The sequence below is a fragment of the Pseudomonas sp. P7759 genome, assembly GCF_013386445.1.
GTDB classification, from domain to species: Bacteria; Pseudomonadota; Gammaproteobacteria; order Pseudomonadales; family Pseudomonadaceae; genus Aquipseudomonas; species Aquipseudomonas azotoformans_A.
In genome coordinates this window covers 233,756-249,578 of record NZ_JACART010000007.1, presented here as the reverse complement: position 1 = coordinate 249,578, position 15,823 = coordinate 233,756, and the positions used below count along the sequence as shown (strand labels likewise).

Below are 15,823 nucleotides of genomic sequence, written 5' to 3'. Positions count from 1 at the left end.
GGCGCCATAAAAAACGCCCCGCTCTCAACCTGAGGACGGGGCGTTTTTTTATGTCTCGGATAATCAGCCGCGAGCGTTTTCGATCAGTTCGATGTACTCGTCCGCGTTGCGCTGGTCCTTGATCAGGTCGACAAAGGTCTGGCCATGCTCATCCTTGCCGTCGAGGTCCAGGCCCGCTTCCTTGAAAAAGCCCAGGAACCGCTCGAAATCGTCGATACGCAGGCCACGGTAGGCCTTGATCAGTTTGTGCAGGGACGGGGAAGTCGCGTCGACCGGCTCGAAGTCCAGGAACAACTTGATCTGATCGTCGCCGATCTCGTCACCAATCACCTGTTTCTTATCTTTACGCATTACCGACTCCAGCCTGCAGACATTTACACGGGGTTTGAAGTCTACCTGCGGGGCGCGGGCTTGTGTAGGCGGGCTACCTGGCCTTTACAGCGCCGGTGTGCAGATCCGCCCAGATGTGGCCATTGGCGTAGCTGAGAAACTGCACGTACACCGTGTCATTGCGCAGCAGGTCGACAATCACGCGGTATTGAGCCACCGGGTAGGACAGTGTCAGGGTTTTGCTCTTGTCATCGTAGGCCGGTTTTTTCAGGCTTTTGCTTTCGGCATCGAAATTGAGCACCACTTGAGCGATAGACGCGCCTTTGTTCAGGGACTTGCCCTTGAGGCGGATCATCAGCGGCGAGGTCACCGGGATCGGTTGCTGGCTGGACTGGCGCTGGTTGCCGACTACCACCGCATACTCGGTAACTTGCAGCAGTTGTTGCTGATCGGGCGTTTCGGCACGCAGGGCCAGATCGTCCGACGGCAGGAATTGGCTGTGCATCGGTGCCGGCGCCGCGGCCAGCGGCAGGCTGAGGGTCAGCGCCAGGGCGGCGCAGGTGCGTATCAACAGGCTCATGGGCCGCTCCGGCAAGATGGGCCCAGCACTGTAGCTCAATCGAACTGGGCAAGCATCCAGCGTTGATACTCGGCCACGCCAGCATCGCCTTCGCGGGGGGCCCAGTCGGCCAGTTCGCCTTCGCCCACCGGGCGATACGGGCCAGCCTTGCACTCGAACATCACCGTGTCGGGCGCAAGCACCACCAGGCCGTGGAACACGCCAGGTGGAAGATCGACCCCAGCGCATTCACCACCAGCCTGCATCACGCGCTTGGTGAGCACTTCGCCGGACTCACTGAACACCAGCAAACCCAGGCTGCCCTGCAGCACAAGCAAGGTTTCCGCCTTGTCCGCACTCAGGTGACGATGCGGTGGTACATAAGTGCTGGGTTGCAGCCCTACGGCCAGACGGTGGCAAGGTTCTTCCATCTGGTGGAAATTGTGATGGTGCCGGCCACGAGGGCTGGCGCCCGCTTTCTCGGCCAGTTCGGCAAACAGCGTCTGATCCAGAAAGCGGGCCATGACTTACATCCCTTTGACGGCGTAGATGCCATTGGCGTTGCGCCAGTAGCCTTTGTAGTCCATGCCGTAACCGAAGATGTAGCGGTCGATGCACGGCAGGCCGACATAATCGGCCTTCAGGTCTGGGCGGGCTTTGCGGTCGTGGTCTTTATCGATCAGCACAGCGGTGTGCACGTTGCGCGCGCCGGCGTGTTTGCAGAAGTCGATGATCGCGCCCAAGGTGTGGCCTTCATCGAGGATGTCGTCGATGATCAGCACGTCGCGGTCGATAAACGAAACTTCCGGCTTGGCTTTCCAGAACAGGTCGCCGCCGCTGGTTTCGTTGCGATAACGGGTAGCGTGCAGGTAGGAGGCTTCCAGCGGGAATTGCAGGTGAGTCAGCAATTTGCCGGCGAAGATCAGGCCACCGTTCATCACGCAGAAGACCACCGGATTGGTGTCGGCCATTTCGCGGGTGATGTGCGCGCCGACCTTGGCGATCGCCTCTTCGACTTGCGCTTCGGTGTACAGGCAGTCAGCCTCGCGCATGATTTGACGGATATGCTCGAGATCAGCGGACATGGCGCTCTCCAAGGGGGTGCTGTGGCAAGAAAAGCGGGCGAAGGTACGCTTCTCGTGCGCTCCGGGCAAGCCTTAATGGACTAACGTACTAGATGTCTATAGGACAACACCCTCGGATAGATTAATCTAGGCCGGTTTTTTTGCCCGCCGCCGGAGCCTTTCCCATGCCCACTCGCGAGATCCGCCACCCGCTGATCCGACACAAGCTCGGCCTTATGCGCCGCGCCGACATTAGCACGAAGAACTTCCGTGAGCTTGCTCAGGAAGTCGGAGCGTTGCTCACTTACGAAGCCACCAAGGATTTGCCCCTGGAAACCTACGAGATCCCCGGTTGGGCCGGTCCCGTCCAGGTGGAGAAAATCGCAGGTAAGAAAATCACCGTGGTCCCGATCCTGCGCGCCGGTATCGGCATGCTCGAAGGCGTGCTCAGCCTGATCCCGGGCGCCAAGGTCAGCGCCGTGGGCGTAGCCCGCAATGAAGAGACGCTGGAGGCCCACACCTACCTGGAAAAACTCGTTCCGGAAATCAACGAGCGCCTGGCGATGATCATCGACCCGATGCTGGCCACCGGCAGTTCCATGGTTGCCACCATCGACCTGCTGAAAAAAGCTGGTTGCCGGGACATCCGCGCCATGGTCCTCGTCGCTGCGCCCGAAGGCATCGCCGCCGTCGAGAAGGCCCACCCGGACGTGCAGATCTACACCGCCTCCATCGACGAGCGCCTGAACGAACACGGCTACATCATCCCAGGCCTGGGCGATGCCGGTGACAAGATCTTCGGCACCAAGCAGAAGGACGCGTGAGCATGCAGGATGAATTCAACGACCCGCTTTGGCGCCAGATCCTGTCTGGCGCACAAATGCTCTTCGTGGCATTTGGCGCGCTGGTGTTGATGCCGCTGATCACAGGTCTTGATCCAAACGTCGCGCTGTTCACCGCAGGCCTGGGCACGTTGCTGTTCCAGGTGGTGACAGGGCGGCAGGTGCCGGTATTCCTGGCGTCGAGCTTTGCCTTTATTACTCCGATCATTCTCGCCAAGGGCCAATTCGGCCTCGCGGCGACCATGGGCGGGGTGATGGCGGCCGGTTTCGTTTATACCTTCCTCGGCCTCGCAGTGAAGGTCAAAGGAACCGGTTTTATTGACCGACTGCTGCCGCCTGTGGTTATCGGGCCGGTGATTATTTCCATCGGCCTGGCCATGGCGCCAATCGCCGCCAATATGGCGATGGGTAAATCCGGCGATGGTGCCGAGCTGATCCATTACCAGACGGCGATGATGATCTCGATGCCGGCGCTGCTGACCACGTTGATCGTGGCGGTGTTCGGCAAGGGCATTTTCCGCCTGGTGCCGATCATCTCCGGCGTGCTGGTGGGCTTTGCCATGTCGTTCTACTTTGGCGTGGTCGACACGGCGAAGATCGCCGCCGCGCCGTGGTTCGCCCTGCCCCACTTCACCGCGCCAGAGTTCAACTGGCAGGCGATTCTGTTCATCGTCCCCGTGGCCCTGGCCCCGGCGATTGAGCATATCGGCGGTGTGATTGCAGTAGGCAGCGTGACCGGCCGCGACTACCTGAAGAAGCCCGGCCTGCATCGCACCCTACTGGGAGACGGTATTGCCACCACAGCCGCCGGCCTGTTTGGTGGCCCGCCTAACACGACCTACGCGGAAGTGACCGGCGCGGTGATGCTGACCAAGAACTACAACCCGAAGATCATGACCTGGGCAGCGGTGTTTGCCATCAGCCTGGCGTTTATCGGCAAATTCGGCGCACTGCTGCAGAGCATCCCTGTGCCGGTGATGGGCGGGATCCTGTGCCTGCTGTTTGGCTCGATCGCGGCGGTGGGCATGAACACGCTGATCCGCCACAAGATCGACCTGGGCGAAGCGCGCAACCTGGTGATCGTGTCGGTGACATTGGTATTCGGGATTGGCGGTGTGCTGGTCGGCACCGGCACCGGCCCGGATGATTTCGGCCTCAAGGGCATTGCCCTGTGTGCGGTAGTAGCGATTGGCTTGAACCTGCTGCTGCCGGGCAATGATGGTTGGAAGAACAAGAAGCCGGAAGAACCGCTGCTGTAACTAACACCGCAAAACCAAAAGTGGGAGCGGGCTTGCTCGCGAAAGCGGAGTGTCAGTCGATATAGGTTTGACTGATACACCGCCTTCGCGAGCAAGCCCGCTCCCACATTTTTTTGATCTTCAGTGTGGCTTAGAGCTCACCGAGGCCATCAATCAGCGCCTGGTTCTGCTCCGGCGTACCAATGCTGATCCGCAGGAACTGCGCAATCCGCGCCTGCTTGAAGTGCCGCACGATCACACCCTGTTCACGCAACTTGGCCGCCAGGCCGGCAGCGTCGTGCTTGGGGTGACGAGCAAAGATAAAGTTCGCCGCCGACGGCAACACTTCAAAGCCCTTCGCCTCCAACTGCCCAACCACCTTGTTGCGGCTGTCGATCACCAACTGACACGTCTTGTCGAAATACTCGCGGTCCTCGAACGCCGCCGCCGCACCGACAATCGCCAGGCGATCCAGCGGATAGGAGTTGAAGCTGTTCTTGACGCGCTCCAGCGCCTCGATCAGGTCCGGATGGCCCACGGCCAGGCCCACGCGCAAACCGGCCAGTGAGCGCGATTTGGACAGGGTCTGGGTCACCAGCAGGTTCGGGTAACGGTCCACCAGGCTGATCGCGGTTTCGCCGCCGAAGTCGATATAGGCTTCATCAACCACCACCACCGAATCCGGGCTGGCCTTGAGGATCTGCTCCACCGCATCCAGCGCCAGCACGGTGCCGGTCGGCGCGTTCGGGTTGGGGAAGATGATCCCACCGTTGGGCTTGGCGTAGTCCGCCACACGAATCTGGAACTGCTCGTCCAGCGGCACCGGGTCGGATTGAATGCCATAAAGGCCGCAATACACCGGGTAGAAGCTGTAGCTGATGTCCGGAAACAGCAGCGGCAGGTCGTGCTGGAACAGGCCGTGGAAGATATGGGCCAGGACCTCGTCCGAACCGTTGCCGAGGAACACCTTGCCAGCATCGATCCCGTAATACTTGGCGACCGCTTGCTTGAGCAGGTCGCTGTTGGGGTCCGGGTACAGGCGCAGGTTGTCGTTCAACTCGGCCTGCATCGCCGCCAACGCTTTGGGCGATGGGCCGTAGGGGTTTTCATTGGTGTTGAGCTTGACCAGTTTGGTCAGCTTGGGTTGCTCGCCGGGTACGTAAGGCACGAGGTCCTTGACGAAAGGGCTCCAGAATTTACTCATGCCTCAGTTCCCCTTCTCTTCAAGGATGCGGTATTCGGCGCTACGGGCGTGGGCGCTCAGGGACTCACCACGGGCCAGCACCGAGGCGGTCTTGCCCAACTCGGAGGCGCCCTGCGGCGAGCAGAAGATGATCGACGAACGCTTCTGGAAGTCATACACCCCCAGCGGCGACGAGAAACGCGCGGTGCCGGACGTCGGCAACACGTGGTTCGGGCCCGCGCAGTAGTCGCCCAGGGCTTCGCTGGTGTGGCGGCCCATGAAGATCGCACCGGCATGGCGGATCGACGGCAGCCAGGCTTGTGGATCGGCGACGGACAGCTCCAGGTGCTCCGGCGCGATGCGGTTGGCCACTTCGATGGCCTGCTCCATGTCACGCACCAGGATCAACGCGCCACGGCCATTGATCGACTTCTCGATGATCTCGGCGCGGTCCATGGTCGGCAGCAACTTGTTGATGCTGGCGGCGACCTGGTCGAGGAACGCGGCGTCCGGGCTGACCAGGATCGCCTGGGCGTCTTCGTCGTGCTCGGCCTGGGAGAACAGGTCCATGGCGATCCAGTCCGGATCGGTCTGGCCGTCGCACACCACCAGGATTTCCGACGGGCCGGCGATCATGTCGATACCGACCTGGCCAAACACGTGACGCTTGGCGGTGGCGACGTAGATGTTGCCGGGACCGACCACCTTGTCCACTTTCGGCACGCTTTCGGTGCCATAAGCCAAGGCGGCAACGGCTTGGGCGCCACCGATGGTGAACACACGGTCGACACCGGCGATGCACGCAGCGGCCAGCACCAGCTCGTTGATTTCACCGCGCGGGGTCGGCACCACCATGACCACTTCGGTCACGCCTGCCACTTTGGCCGGGATGGCGTTCATCAATACCGACGACGGGTAGGAAGCTTTACCGCCTGGCACGTACAGGCCGGCGCGGTCCAGCGGCGTGACCTTTTGGCCCAGCACGGTGCCGTCGGCCTCGGTGTAGCTCCAGGAGTCCTGTTTCTGCTTTTCGTGGTAGCTGCGCACCCGCGCCGCCGCGACTTCCAGGGCTGCGCGCTGAGGTGCAGTAATGCGCGTCAGGGCCAGCTCCAGGCGTTCACGGGGCAGGATCAGGTCGGACATCGATGCGACGTCCAGGCCATCGAACTGGCGGGTGAAGTCCACCAGCGCCGCATCACCGCGCTCGCGCACGGCCTTGATGATGTCGAGCACTCGCCCGTTGACCGACTCGTCGGACACGCTTTCCCAGCTCAGCAGATGATCCAGATGATGGGCAAAATCCGGATCGGCAGCGTTGAGTCGGGCAATTGCAGTGGACGTGGTCATAGCGAGGGCCTCAATAGAATTGGCAAAAACTCAGGCGCCCTAAACTAGCAGTCGTTTCCGCTTGGGCACCTGAGAATTCTGGCTATGAGGCGGATAGACGGGCGCAGCCTTCCGGCTACGCGGGTAAGTCAACCGCGGTGTCGCGACTCCACTGCCTTGCGCAGGGTGTCGATCAACGCCTGGATACGGGCGTGCTGCATCTTCATCGAGGCCTTGTTGACGATCAGGCGGGAGCTGATGTCGGCAATGAAGTCTTGCGGCTCGAGGCCGTTGGCACGCAGGGTGTTACCGGTGTCGACCACGTCGATGATTTTGTCGGCCAGGCCGATCAGCGGCGCCAGCTCCATCGAACCGTAGAGTTTGATGATATCGACCTGGCGACCTTGTTCGGCGTAGTAACGCTTGGCAACGTTGACGAACTTGGTCGCCACGCGCAGGCGGCCTTTAGGCTCGACGTCGCCAACACGGCCGGCGGTCATCAGCTTGCACAGGGCAATACGCAGGTCCAACGGCTCGTACAGGCCCTGGCCGCCATATTCCATCAGCACGTCCTTACCGGCGACACCGAGGTCGGCCGCGCCATGTTCAACGTAGGTCGGCACGTCGGTAGCCCGCACGATCAACAGGCGAACGTCGTCCTGGGTCGTGGGGATGATCAGCTTGCGGCTCTTGTCCGGATTCTCGGTCGGCACGATGCCCGCTTCAGCCAGAAGCGGCAAAGTGTCGTCAAGGATGCGGCCCTTGGACAGTGCGATGGTCAACATGGGAAACGTCAGTCCTTCATCAGGCTATTGCTGCCCGGTCGCAAACGGCGCCGGACACAGATCGAGGCCATTACAGCCTCGATTTGGAACAAATTCAGCATACTGCTTCTTTAATTTGTAGTGAGCGGGCTTGCCCGCTCACTACAAACGGCAACTAGCCCGGTACGCGGCGGATTTTTGCGCCGAGCATCTGCAGTTTTTCTTCGATGCACTCGTAGCCACGGTCTATGTGGTAGATGCGGTCGATCAAGGTGTCGCCTTCGGCGATCAGCGCCGAAATCACCAGGCTGGCCGAAGCCCGCAGGTCGGTGGCCATCACTGGCGCGCCTTTGAGTTTCTCGGTGCCGGTGACGATGGCGGTGTTGCCTTCGACCTGGATCTTCGCGCCCATGCGGTGCAGTTCATACACGTGCATGAAACGGTTTTCGAAGATGGTCTCGATCACGGCGCCGGTGCCTTCGGCAATGGCGTTCAAAGAGATGAACTGTGCCTGCATGTCGGTCGGGAACGCCGGGTATGGAGCGGTACGCACGTTGACGGCCTTAGGACGCTTGCCGTGCATGTTCAGCTCGATCCAGTCTTCACCAGTGGTGATTTCGGCACCGGCTTCGCGCAGTTTTTCCAGGACCGCTTCCAGGATGGTCGGATCGGTGTCCTTGACCTTGACGCGGCCACCGGTCACGGCGGCGGCAACCAGGTAGGTGCCGGTCTCGATACGGTCTGGCATCACCTTATAGGTAGCGGTGTGCAGGCGCTCTACACCATCGATGGTGATGGTGTCGGTGCCAGCACCGGAAACCTTGGCACCCATGGCGTTCAGGAAATTGGCCAGGTCGACCACTTCCGGCTCGCGCGCAGCGTTCTGCAGCACGCTGCGGCCTTTGGCCAGGGCAGCGGCCATCATGATGTTCTCGGTACCGGTCACGCTGACGGTATCAAAGAAGAAGTTCGCACCACGCAGGCCGCCTTCCGGCGCCTTGGCCTTGATGTAGCCGCCTTCGACGTCGATGACCGCGCCCATGGCTTCGAGGCCACGGATGTGCAGGTCCACCGGACGCGAGCCGATGGCGCAACCGCCAGGCAAAGCGACTTCGGCTTCACCGAAACGGGCAACCATAGGGCCCAGCACCAGGATCGACGCACGCATGGTTTTCACCAGTTCGTACGGGGCGATCAGGGTCTTGATGGTGCGCGGGTCGATTTCGACGGCCAACTTCTCGTCGATCACCGGCTCAATGCCCATGCGACCGAACAGCTCGATCATGGTGGTGATGTCGTGCAGGTGCGGCAGGTTGGCCACAGTGACCGGGCCATCGCACAGCAGGGTCGCTGCCAGGATCGGCAAGGCGGAGTTTTTTGCACCGGAGATGCGAATCTCGCCATCAAGGCGGGCACCGCCGGTAATAATCAATTTATCCATAAGAATCTCGACGCCTTGGGGGCTCAGGTGCGCTCGGCCCAGGCCGCGCGGCTGAAAAATTTCATAGTGACCGCATGGATGCTGCCATCGGTGATCCACGGGTTCAAATGGGCATAGATCTGCTGTTGACGCTTGACCGGGCTCAGTGCCGCCAGTTCATCGCTAATCACGTTCAGCTGGAAGTTGCAGCCTTCGCCTTCAACTTCAACGGTCGTTTCCGGCAGCTTTCCTTCAAGAAAGCTCTTAACTTCTAGGGCCTGCATGCTCAACCTCTATCGGCGCCCAGTGCGCGCGGGTCGCACATCATACAAAAAAGCCCCGCGCCTGCGAACCCCGCATAGCAGGACTCTGACGGGGGGCCTCTTTAATAATGTGTATTAAGGGTGCGCCAGCAGCTCGGTCAACCCGGAAACTTCGGCGATTTCACGCATGTCTTCGGGCATTGCACGAATGCTGACCGGCTTTTTGGCCGCTTCAGCATCGCGCAAGAAACACAGCAGCAAGGACAAACCGACGCTGCTGGACTTGGTCACCGCCGAACAATCCAGCACCAACGCGGGCGCGGAGCTGGTCTTGATCAGTGCCTGACCCTGCTTGCGCAGGTCAGGCCCGGTGCGGTAATCCAGCACGCCGCTGATGAACAGCTCGCCGGCATTGCCTAGACGAACAGCCGCTTCAGTCATTGCGCAGGCTTCCCGGCTTCTTTATCGGACGTTTCCTTGGCCTTGGCGACTTCACCGGCCCAACCATTGATGGTCTTGTCCAGGTCATTGCCATTGCGCTGCATGGCGTCGGCGAACTGATCGCGGAACAGCTTGCCGATGTTGATACCGTTGATGATCACGTTACGCAGCTTCCACTCGCCGTTGACCTTCTCCAGGGTGTACTGCACCGGGTAGACGGCGCCGTTGTTGCCCTTGACGCTCATGTTGACGCTGGTGCGATCACCGGACTCATCACCGGCGGGAGCGACGGTAATGCCCTGGTTGTTGTACTCAAGCAGCGCATTGCCATAGAACTGGAAGAGGCCACGCTTGAAGTTTTCCTGGAAGGTCTGCATCTGCGCCGGGGTCGCCTTGCGCGAATACTTGACGGTCATGATGCTGCGGGAAATACCCTCGGCATCGACGACCGGGCCGACAATGGTGTTGAGCGCGTCGTAGAACTTGCTCGGATCTTGCTTGTACTGTTCTTTATTGGCAGTCAGGTCAGCCAGCATTTTGCTGGTCGTGTCCTGCACCAGGTCGTGGGCAGAACCTGCAGCGTTAGCCATCAGCGGCAGCGCTGCCAACAACACCAGCAGGCCACGTCGCAAGGTAGAGATCATGAACAGATTCCTCATTTGGCGTCTTTATTGACCGTATTAAGCAGGAATTTACCGATCAGGTCTTCAAGCACCAGCGACGACTGTGTGTCGTGGATTGTCGAGCCATCCTTGAGCAGGGCTGTTTCCCCACCCACGCTGACACCGATGTATTTTTCGCCCAGCAGACCCGCAGTGAGGATAGATGCAGTGGAGTCAGTCGGCAGATTATCTACCTTCTTGTCCAGTTGCATGGTCACTCGCCCGGTGAAGCTGTCGCGATCCAGATCGATTGCCGTGACCTTGCCGATGGTCACACCGGCCATGGTCACTTTAGCTCTGACAGTCAAACCGGCGATATTGTCGAAGTAGGCGTAAAGTTTATAAGTGTCGGCGGTGGGGCTGGCCGACAGACCACTGACTCGCAGGGCCAACAACAGTAAAGCCAGGATGCCAGCCAGCAAGAAAAGGCCGACACCGATTTCCACAGTGCGGTTTTGCATCAGAAATCTCCAAACATCAAGGCGGTCAAAATGAAGTCAAGGCCCAGTACCGCCAGCGAGGCGTACACAACGGTCTTGGTGGTGGCGCGACTGATCCCTTCTGAAGTGGGCTCACAGTCGTAGCCTTGGAATACGGCGATCCAGGTGACGACGAAGGCGAAGACGATGCTCTTTATAATGCCGTTGAGCACGTCACCGCTGAAGGTCACGCTGTTTTGCATGTTGGCCCAGTAGGAGCCGTCGTAGACGCCCAGCCAGTCCACCGCCACCCACGAACCGCCCCAGATACCCACCACGCTGAAGATCATCGCCAGCAGTGGCAGGGAAATGAAGCCGGCCCACAGGCGCGGGGCAACAATGTACTTGAGCGGGTCCACGCCGATCATTTCCAGGCTGGACAGCTGTTCGGTGGACTTCATGTTGCCGATTTCGGCAGTCAGCGCCGAACCCGCACGCCCGGCGAACAGCAAGGCGGTTACCACCGGCCCCAGCTCACGCAACAGCGTCAGGGCGACCATCTGCCCCACCGCCTGCTCCGAACCGTAGCTGGAAAGAATATTGAAGCCTTGCAACGCCAGCACCATGCCGATGAAGACCCCGGAGACCACAATGATCACCAGGGACATCACGCCGACCGAATGCAGTTGCTTGACCAACAGGCCGAAGCCGCCGCCAATACCGCCGCGACCGAGCAGGGCGTGGAACAGGAAAATCGTCGAACGGCCGAGCACTTCGACAATGTCGATACCCGAGCGACCGAAAAGGCGAACCTTCTCGATAAGAGATGTCTTGCGCATCAGCGCTTCCCCAGAAGATCTGAGCGGTAATCCGCTGCCGGAAAGTGAAAAGGCACCGGGCCGTCGGGATCGCCGGTCATGAATTGGCGAATGCGCGGGTTGTCGGCGTTCATCAGCTCTTCCGGCGTGCCCTGCCCCAGCACCTGGCCATCGCCTACTACATAGAGGTAATCGGCGATGCTCGCGGTTTCTGCAAGGTCGTGGGAGACCACGATGCTGGTGATACCCAGCGCATCATTGAGCAGGCGGATCAAGCGCACCAGCACGCCCATGGCAATGGGGTCCTGGCCGACGAAGGGCTCGTCATACATGAGGATCTGTGGGTCGAGGGCGATGGCGCGTGCCAGCGCCACACGGCGCTTCATGCCGCCGGAAAGCTCGTCAGGCATCAGGTCGATGGCACCGCGAAGGCCTACGGCCTGCAGTTTCAGCAACACAATGTCACGAATCATTTCATCGGACAGCTGGGTATGCACCCGCAGCGGAAAGGCCACGTTCTCGAACACATCGAGGTCGGTGAACAGCGCACCGCTCTGGAACAACACGCCCATGTGCTTGCGCGCATCGAACAGATCGCTGCGCGACAGCGTCGGCAGGTTCTGGCCATTGACCCACACTTCGCCGGCGCTGGGGCGCAATTGCATGCCCATCAGGCGCAACAGGGTGGTCTTGCCGCAACCGGAAGGCCCCATGATGCCCGTGACCTTGCCGCGCGGAATGCGGATATCGACGTTATTGAAGATGCTGCGCGTCCCGCGCTTGAAGGTCAGTCCCTTCAGCTCGACCGCGTAGGCGTTATCGGCACTCATCTAAACTCCTTGGGATGCAGCCTCTCACTCAGACACCACACTTGCGACAAACGTTTGCAACCGTTGTGCAATAGTTGGCACGTGGGCTGGGCGGACCGAACTGGCGGCGAACTATATCACTGCTGGTACAAGGCGCCCAAGGCCGGAACAGCGCTTGTTCAGATTGGGGACAGGGAAAAATCGTTGTTTAGGATGAATCTCAGGCGCATTGCGAACAAACCCTGACGAACTAGCGTGAGGGAATTGATCATTACCGCTATAATCGCCGACTTTTCGTCAGGCTATACGATTTCAGACATGAGCCAATCCAGCGACCTTATTCAATCCGCACAACGCACCATCCGCCTCGAGCTTGAAGCCGTAGAAGGCTTGCTGGCGCATATCGACGCAGATTTCGTACGCGCCTGCGAGATGATTCTGGCCAGCAAGGGCCGCGTTGTCGTGGTCGGCATGGGCAAGTCGGGCCACGTCGGCAACAAGATCGCCGCCACCCTGGCCAGCACCGGGACCACTGCGTTCTTCGTGCACCCGGCAGAAGCCAGCCACGGCGACATGGGCATGATCACCAAGGATGACATCATCCTGGCGCTGTCCAACTCCGGCACCACCAACGAAATCGTGACCCTGCTGCCGCTGATCAAGCGCCTGGGCATCCAGATGATCAGCCTCACCGGCAATCCGGATTCGACGCTGGCCAAGGCCGCCGAAGTGAACCTGAATGTTCACGTGGCCCACGAAGCCTGCCCGCTGAACCTGGCACCGACCTCCTCCACCACCGCCGCACTGGTCATGGGCGATGCCCTGGCCGTGGCGTTGCTGGAAGCCCGTGGGTTTACCGCGGAAGACTTTGCGTTTTCCCATCCAGGTGGCGCCTTGGGCCGTCGCCTGTTGTTGAAGGTGGAAAATGTCATGCATTCTGGTGATGAATTGCCCCACGTCCAGCGCGGCACCTTATTGAAGAACGCGTTGATGGAGATGACCCGCAAGGGCCTGGGCATGACCGTGATCCTGGAAGCCGACGGCCGCCTGGCCGGCGTGTTCACCGACGGCGACCTGCGTCGCACCCTGGACCGCACCATTGATATCCACACCGCAACTATCGACGCGGTGATGACCCCTCACGGCAAGACCGCCCGCCCCGAGATGCTGGCAGCCGAAGCCTTGAAAATCATGGAAGACCACAAGATCGGTGCACTGGTGGTGGTCGATGGCAATGACCACCCGATCGGCGCCCTGAACATGCACGACTTGCTGCGTGCGGGAGTGATGTAAATGACCAGCGACCTGTTGCAACGTGGCAAGAACATCAAACTGGCGATTTTCGACGTTGACGGCGTGCTGACTGATGGCCGCCTGTACTTCCTCGAAGACGGCAGCGAATTCAAGACGTTCAACACCCTCGACGGCCAAGGCATCAAGATGCTGATGGCGTCGGGCGTGCAAACGGCAATTATCAGCGGCCGGAAAACTCCGGTTGTGGAACGCCGCGCACAAAACCTGGGGATTCCTCACCTGTATCAGGGCCGCGAGGATAAACTGGTGGTTCTGGACGAGCTTCTTGGCCAACTCAACCTAAGCTATGAGCAGGTCGCCTACTTGGGCGATGACCTGCCAGACCTGCCGGTGATCCGTCGAGTGGGCTTGGGCATGGCCGTCGCCAATGCGGCGGCGTTTGTTCGCGAGCACGCCCATGGCATTACCACCGCCCGTGGCGGCGAAGGTGCCGCCCGCGAGTTCTGCGAGCTGATCCTGCGTGCGCAAGGCAGCCTTGAAGCGGCCCACGCCGCCTACTTATAGAGCGTTTTATGCTGAGCAAAAAGATTCGCAACTTCCTGCTATTCGGGGTCATCGCCGCGTTGTTCCTGGCGGTGGGCTACTGGAATATCAGCCCGGAGCGCTTTCTCGACCAGCCTGCTGCGCAGGTTGACGAAGGCGCTATCGATTATTACGCCATCAACGCCAAGAGCGTGCAGTTCCTGCCGGACGGCAAGGTGCAGTACGAGATGACCTCGGACAAAGTCGAGCACCTGAAGACCACCGAAGTCACCCTGCTGACCAACCCCGACATGAACATCTACCGCGGCACCGAGTTCCCATGGCACGTCACCAGCAAGCGTGGCGAGGTCAACCCTGACGGGACCGAGGTAGAACTGATCGACTCGGTGCGCGTTGCGCGCACCGACGATAAAAACCGTGAGACCGTGATTACCAGCAGTCGCATGACCGTATTCCCGCAGAAGCAATATGCGCAGACCGAGCAAGACGTTAGAATCGACGGCGCTGGCGGTGTATCGACTGGCAAGGGAATGAAAGCGTATTTGAAAGAAAGCAGGATACACCTGCTATCGAACGTAAGAGGACAGTATGAGGCTCGTTAAAACTCTCCCTATTTTGCTCGGCCTGGGCGCAGCACTGGGAAGCGTGAGCGCCTGGGCTCTGCCGAACGATAGCCAGCAGCCGATCCACATTTCGGCTGACGATGCGCAGCTGGATGACAAACAAGGCGTCGCCACCTATACCGGCGGCGTGATCATCACCCAGGGCTCGATGAAGATCACCGGCAACACGGTGACACTGACTCGCACCCAATCGGGCGACATTGACGTGGTGACCTCGGTGGGTAACCTGGCTTACTTCGAACAGAAGCAGTCTGCGACCGATACCGGCCCGATGAAAGGCTACGGCAAGACCATCCAGTACCACGCCCAGCAGAACCGCATTGTCCTGATTGACCAGGCCAAGGTGCTCAGCCCCGATGGCAACTCCACGGAAGGTGAAAAAATCACCTATGACACCGTGAAACAGATCGCTAACGCCGGTCGCGCCAATGGCAGCAAAGTTACCGCGCCTCGTCCACGCATCGACATGGTTATCCAGCCGAAGAAGAAGGCCGAGTAATGGCAACCCTGAAAGCCCAGCATCTGGCCAAGGCCTATAAAAGCCGTCAGGTCGTGCGCGACGTCAGCCTGTCGATCGACAGCGGCCAGATCGTCGGCTTGCTCGGCCCCAACGGCGCCGGCAAGACCACCTGCTTCTACATGATCGTCGGCCTGGTCCAGGCGGACCAGGGTCGCGTGCTGATCGACGACCTGGACGTGAGCCACCAGCCGATGCACGGCCGTGCGCGCGCCGGTATCGGCTATCTCCCGCAGGAGGCGTCGATCTTCCGCAAACTGTCGGTCGCCGATAACATCATGGCGATCCTCGAGACCCGCAAGGAGCTCGACCGTGACGGCCGTCGCAAGGAGCTGGAAAGCCTGTTGCAGGAATTCCACATCAACCACATCCGCGACAACCTCGGCATGAGCCTGTCCGGTGGTGAGCGTCGTCGTGTGGAAATCGCCCGCGCCCTGGCCACGGCACCCAAGTTCATCCTGTTGGACGAACCGTTTGCCGGCGTTGACCCGATCTCGGTCGGCGACATCAAGCAGATCATCCATCACCTCAAGGCCAAGGGCATTGGCGTGCTGATCACTGACCACAACGTGCGCGAGACCCTCGATATCTGCGAAACCGCGTATATCGTCAACGATGGTCAACTGATTGCCGAAGGTGATTCCGCCACTATCCTCGCCAATGAACTGGTCAAGGAAGTGTACCTGGGTCACGAGTTCCGCCTGTAAACACCGTGGTGTCACGGCCGTTTGCCGAGGTGCGCGGGAGT

Annotated in this window: 21 protein-coding genes; 7 read left to right on the top strand and 14 right to left on the bottom strand. The window is 60.2% G+C overall.

Annotation, left to right across the window (positions count from 1 at the left end; genetic code table 11):
- Positions 1-63: 63 nt before the first annotated feature.
- The 4 genes from HX823_RS09985 to HX823_RS09970 form a co-directional block, all read right to left on the bottom strand.
- A complete protein-coding gene (locus HX823_RS09985) occupies positions 64-351 on the bottom strand; it encodes a PA4642 family protein (RefSeq protein ID WP_016976601.1) in 288 nt (95 codons plus the stop codon).
- A 73-nt stretch (positions 352-424) separates the two neighbouring features.
- A complete protein-coding gene (locus tag HX823_RS09980; protein ID WP_177074776.1) occupies positions 425-910 on the bottom strand; it encodes a hypothetical protein in 486 nt (161 codons plus the stop codon).
- A 35-nt stretch (positions 911-945) separates the two neighbouring features.
- Positions 946-1,413 carry a WbuC family cupin fold metalloprotein gene (locus HX823_RS09975; protein ID WP_016976599.1) on the bottom strand — a complete coding sequence of 156 codons (468 nt, stop codon included), beginning with the start codon at positions 1,411-1,413 and terminating at the stop codon, positions 946-948.
- 3 nt (positions 1,414-1,416) lie between these two features.
- On the bottom strand, positions 1,417-1,974 hold the full coding sequence (locus HX823_RS09970) for a hypoxanthine-guanine phosphoribosyltransferase (RefSeq protein WP_038849867.1): 558 nt from the start codon (positions 1,972-1,974) through the stop codon (positions 1,417-1,419).
- Between the two features lie 164 nt (positions 1,975-2,138).
- Between HX823_RS09970 and upp the strand changes: the two genes are divergently transcribed.
- A complete protein-coding gene (gene upp, locus HX823_RS09965) occupies positions 2,139-2,777 on the top strand; it encodes a uracil phosphoribosyltransferase (RefSeq protein ID WP_010213094.1) in 639 nt (212 codons plus the stop codon).
- Between the two features lie 2 nt (positions 2,778-2,779).
- Positions 2,780-4,054 carry a uracil-xanthine permease family protein gene (locus HX823_RS09960; protein WP_177074775.1) on the top strand — a complete coding sequence of 425 codons (1,275 nt, stop codon included), beginning with the start codon at positions 2,780-2,782 and terminating at the stop codon, positions 4,052-4,054.
- 130 nt (positions 4,055-4,184) lie between these two features.
- Here HX823_RS09960 and hisC read toward each other — a convergent pair whose 3' ends face one another.
- The 10 genes from hisC to HX823_RS09910 all read right to left on the bottom strand — a co-directional run bounded on the left by hisC (position 4,185) and on the right by HX823_RS09910 (position 12,159).
- Positions 4,185-5,237 (bottom strand): histidinol-phosphate transaminase, encoded by a 1,053-nt coding sequence (hisC, locus tag HX823_RS09955; RefSeq protein WP_016976595.1) that lies wholly within the window; start codon positions 5,235-5,237, stop codon positions 4,185-4,187.
- Between the two features lie 3 nt (positions 5,238-5,240).
- A complete protein-coding gene (hisD, locus tag HX823_RS09950; protein ID WP_177074774.1) occupies positions 5,241-6,563 on the bottom strand; it encodes a histidinol dehydrogenase in 1,323 nt (440 codons plus the stop codon).
- A gap of 128 nt (positions 6,564-6,691) precedes the next feature.
- Complete coding sequence (gene hisG, locus HX823_RS09945) at positions 6,692-7,327, bottom strand: ATP phosphoribosyltransferase (RefSeq protein ID WP_003188599.1); 636 nt, start codon at positions 7,325-7,327, stop codon at positions 6,692-6,694.
- Positions 7,328-7,481: 154 nt separating this feature from the next.
- The gene (gene murA, locus HX823_RS09940; protein ID WP_010213103.1) at positions 7,482-8,747 is read right to left on the bottom strand and encodes a UDP-N-acetylglucosamine 1-carboxyvinyltransferase; all 1,266 of its coding nucleotides are present in this window, start codon (positions 8,745-8,747) and stop codon (positions 7,482-7,484) included.
- A gap of 23 nt (positions 8,748-8,770) precedes the next feature.
- Positions 8,771-9,010, bottom strand: a complete 240-nt coding sequence (locus HX823_RS09935) for a BolA family protein (protein WP_003188597.1) — start codon at positions 9,008-9,010, stop codon at positions 8,771-8,773.
- Between the two features lie 114 nt (positions 9,011-9,124).
- Positions 9,125-9,430, bottom strand: a complete 306-nt coding sequence (locus HX823_RS09930) for a lipid asymmetry maintenance protein MlaB (RefSeq protein WP_016976200.1) — start codon at positions 9,428-9,430, stop codon at positions 9,125-9,127.
- Positions 9,427-10,074 carry a phospholipid-binding protein MlaC gene (locus tag HX823_RS09925; RefSeq protein ID WP_016976201.1) on the bottom strand — a complete coding sequence of 216 codons (648 nt, stop codon included), beginning with the start codon at positions 10,072-10,074 and terminating at the stop codon, positions 9,427-9,429. Before HX823_RS09925 ends, HX823_RS09930 begins: the two co-directional genes overlap by 4 nt.
- An 11-nt stretch (positions 10,075-10,085) precedes the next feature.
- Positions 10,086-10,553 carry an outer membrane lipid asymmetry maintenance protein MlaD gene (gene mlaD, locus HX823_RS09920; RefSeq protein ID WP_003171814.1) on the bottom strand — a complete coding sequence of 156 codons (468 nt, stop codon included), beginning with the start codon at positions 10,551-10,553 and terminating at the stop codon, positions 10,086-10,088.
- Complete coding sequence (gene mlaE, locus HX823_RS09915; RefSeq protein ID WP_028618862.1) at positions 10,553-11,350, bottom strand: lipid asymmetry maintenance ABC transporter permease subunit MlaE; 798 nt, start codon at positions 11,348-11,350, stop codon at positions 10,553-10,555. The genes mlaD and mlaE overlap by 1 nt, the downstream gene beginning before the upstream one ends.
- Complete coding sequence (locus tag HX823_RS09910) at positions 11,350-12,159, bottom strand: ATP-binding cassette domain-containing protein (protein ID WP_003171811.1); 810 nt, start codon at positions 12,157-12,159, stop codon at positions 11,350-11,352. The genes mlaE and HX823_RS09910 overlap by 1 nt, the downstream gene beginning before the upstream one ends.
- 297 nt (positions 12,160-12,456) lie before the next feature.
- Between HX823_RS09910 and HX823_RS09905 the strand changes: the two genes are divergently transcribed.
- The 5 genes from HX823_RS09905 to lptB are packed head-to-tail and all read left to right on the top strand — an operon-like array spanning position 12,457 to position 15,782.
- Positions 12,457-13,431: a KpsF/GutQ family sugar-phosphate isomerase gene (locus tag HX823_RS09905; RefSeq protein WP_177074773.1), complete on the top strand. Its 975-nt coding sequence runs from the start codon at positions 12,457-12,459 to the stop codon at positions 13,429-13,431.
- On the top strand, positions 13,432-13,956 hold the full coding sequence (locus HX823_RS09900) for an HAD family hydrolase (protein ID WP_010213109.1): 525 nt from the start codon (positions 13,432-13,434) through the stop codon (positions 13,954-13,956).
- Between the two features lie 8 nt (positions 13,957-13,964).
- Positions 13,965-14,537, top strand: a complete 573-nt coding sequence (gene lptC / locus HX823_RS09895; RefSeq protein WP_038851048.1) for an LPS export ABC transporter periplasmic protein LptC — start codon at positions 13,965-13,967, stop codon at positions 14,535-14,537.
- On the top strand, positions 14,524-15,057 hold the full coding sequence (gene lptA, locus HX823_RS09890; protein WP_038851047.1) for a lipopolysaccharide transport periplasmic protein LptA: 534 nt from the start codon (positions 14,524-14,526) through the stop codon (positions 15,055-15,057). Before lptC ends, lptA begins: the two co-directional genes overlap by 14 nt.
- Complete coding sequence (lptB, locus tag HX823_RS09885; protein WP_003171806.1) at positions 15,057-15,782, top strand: LPS export ABC transporter ATP-binding protein; 726 nt, start codon at positions 15,057-15,059, stop codon at positions 15,780-15,782. Before lptA ends, lptB begins: the two co-directional genes overlap by 1 nt.
- The last annotated feature ends 41 nt before the right edge of the window (positions 15,783-15,823 follow it).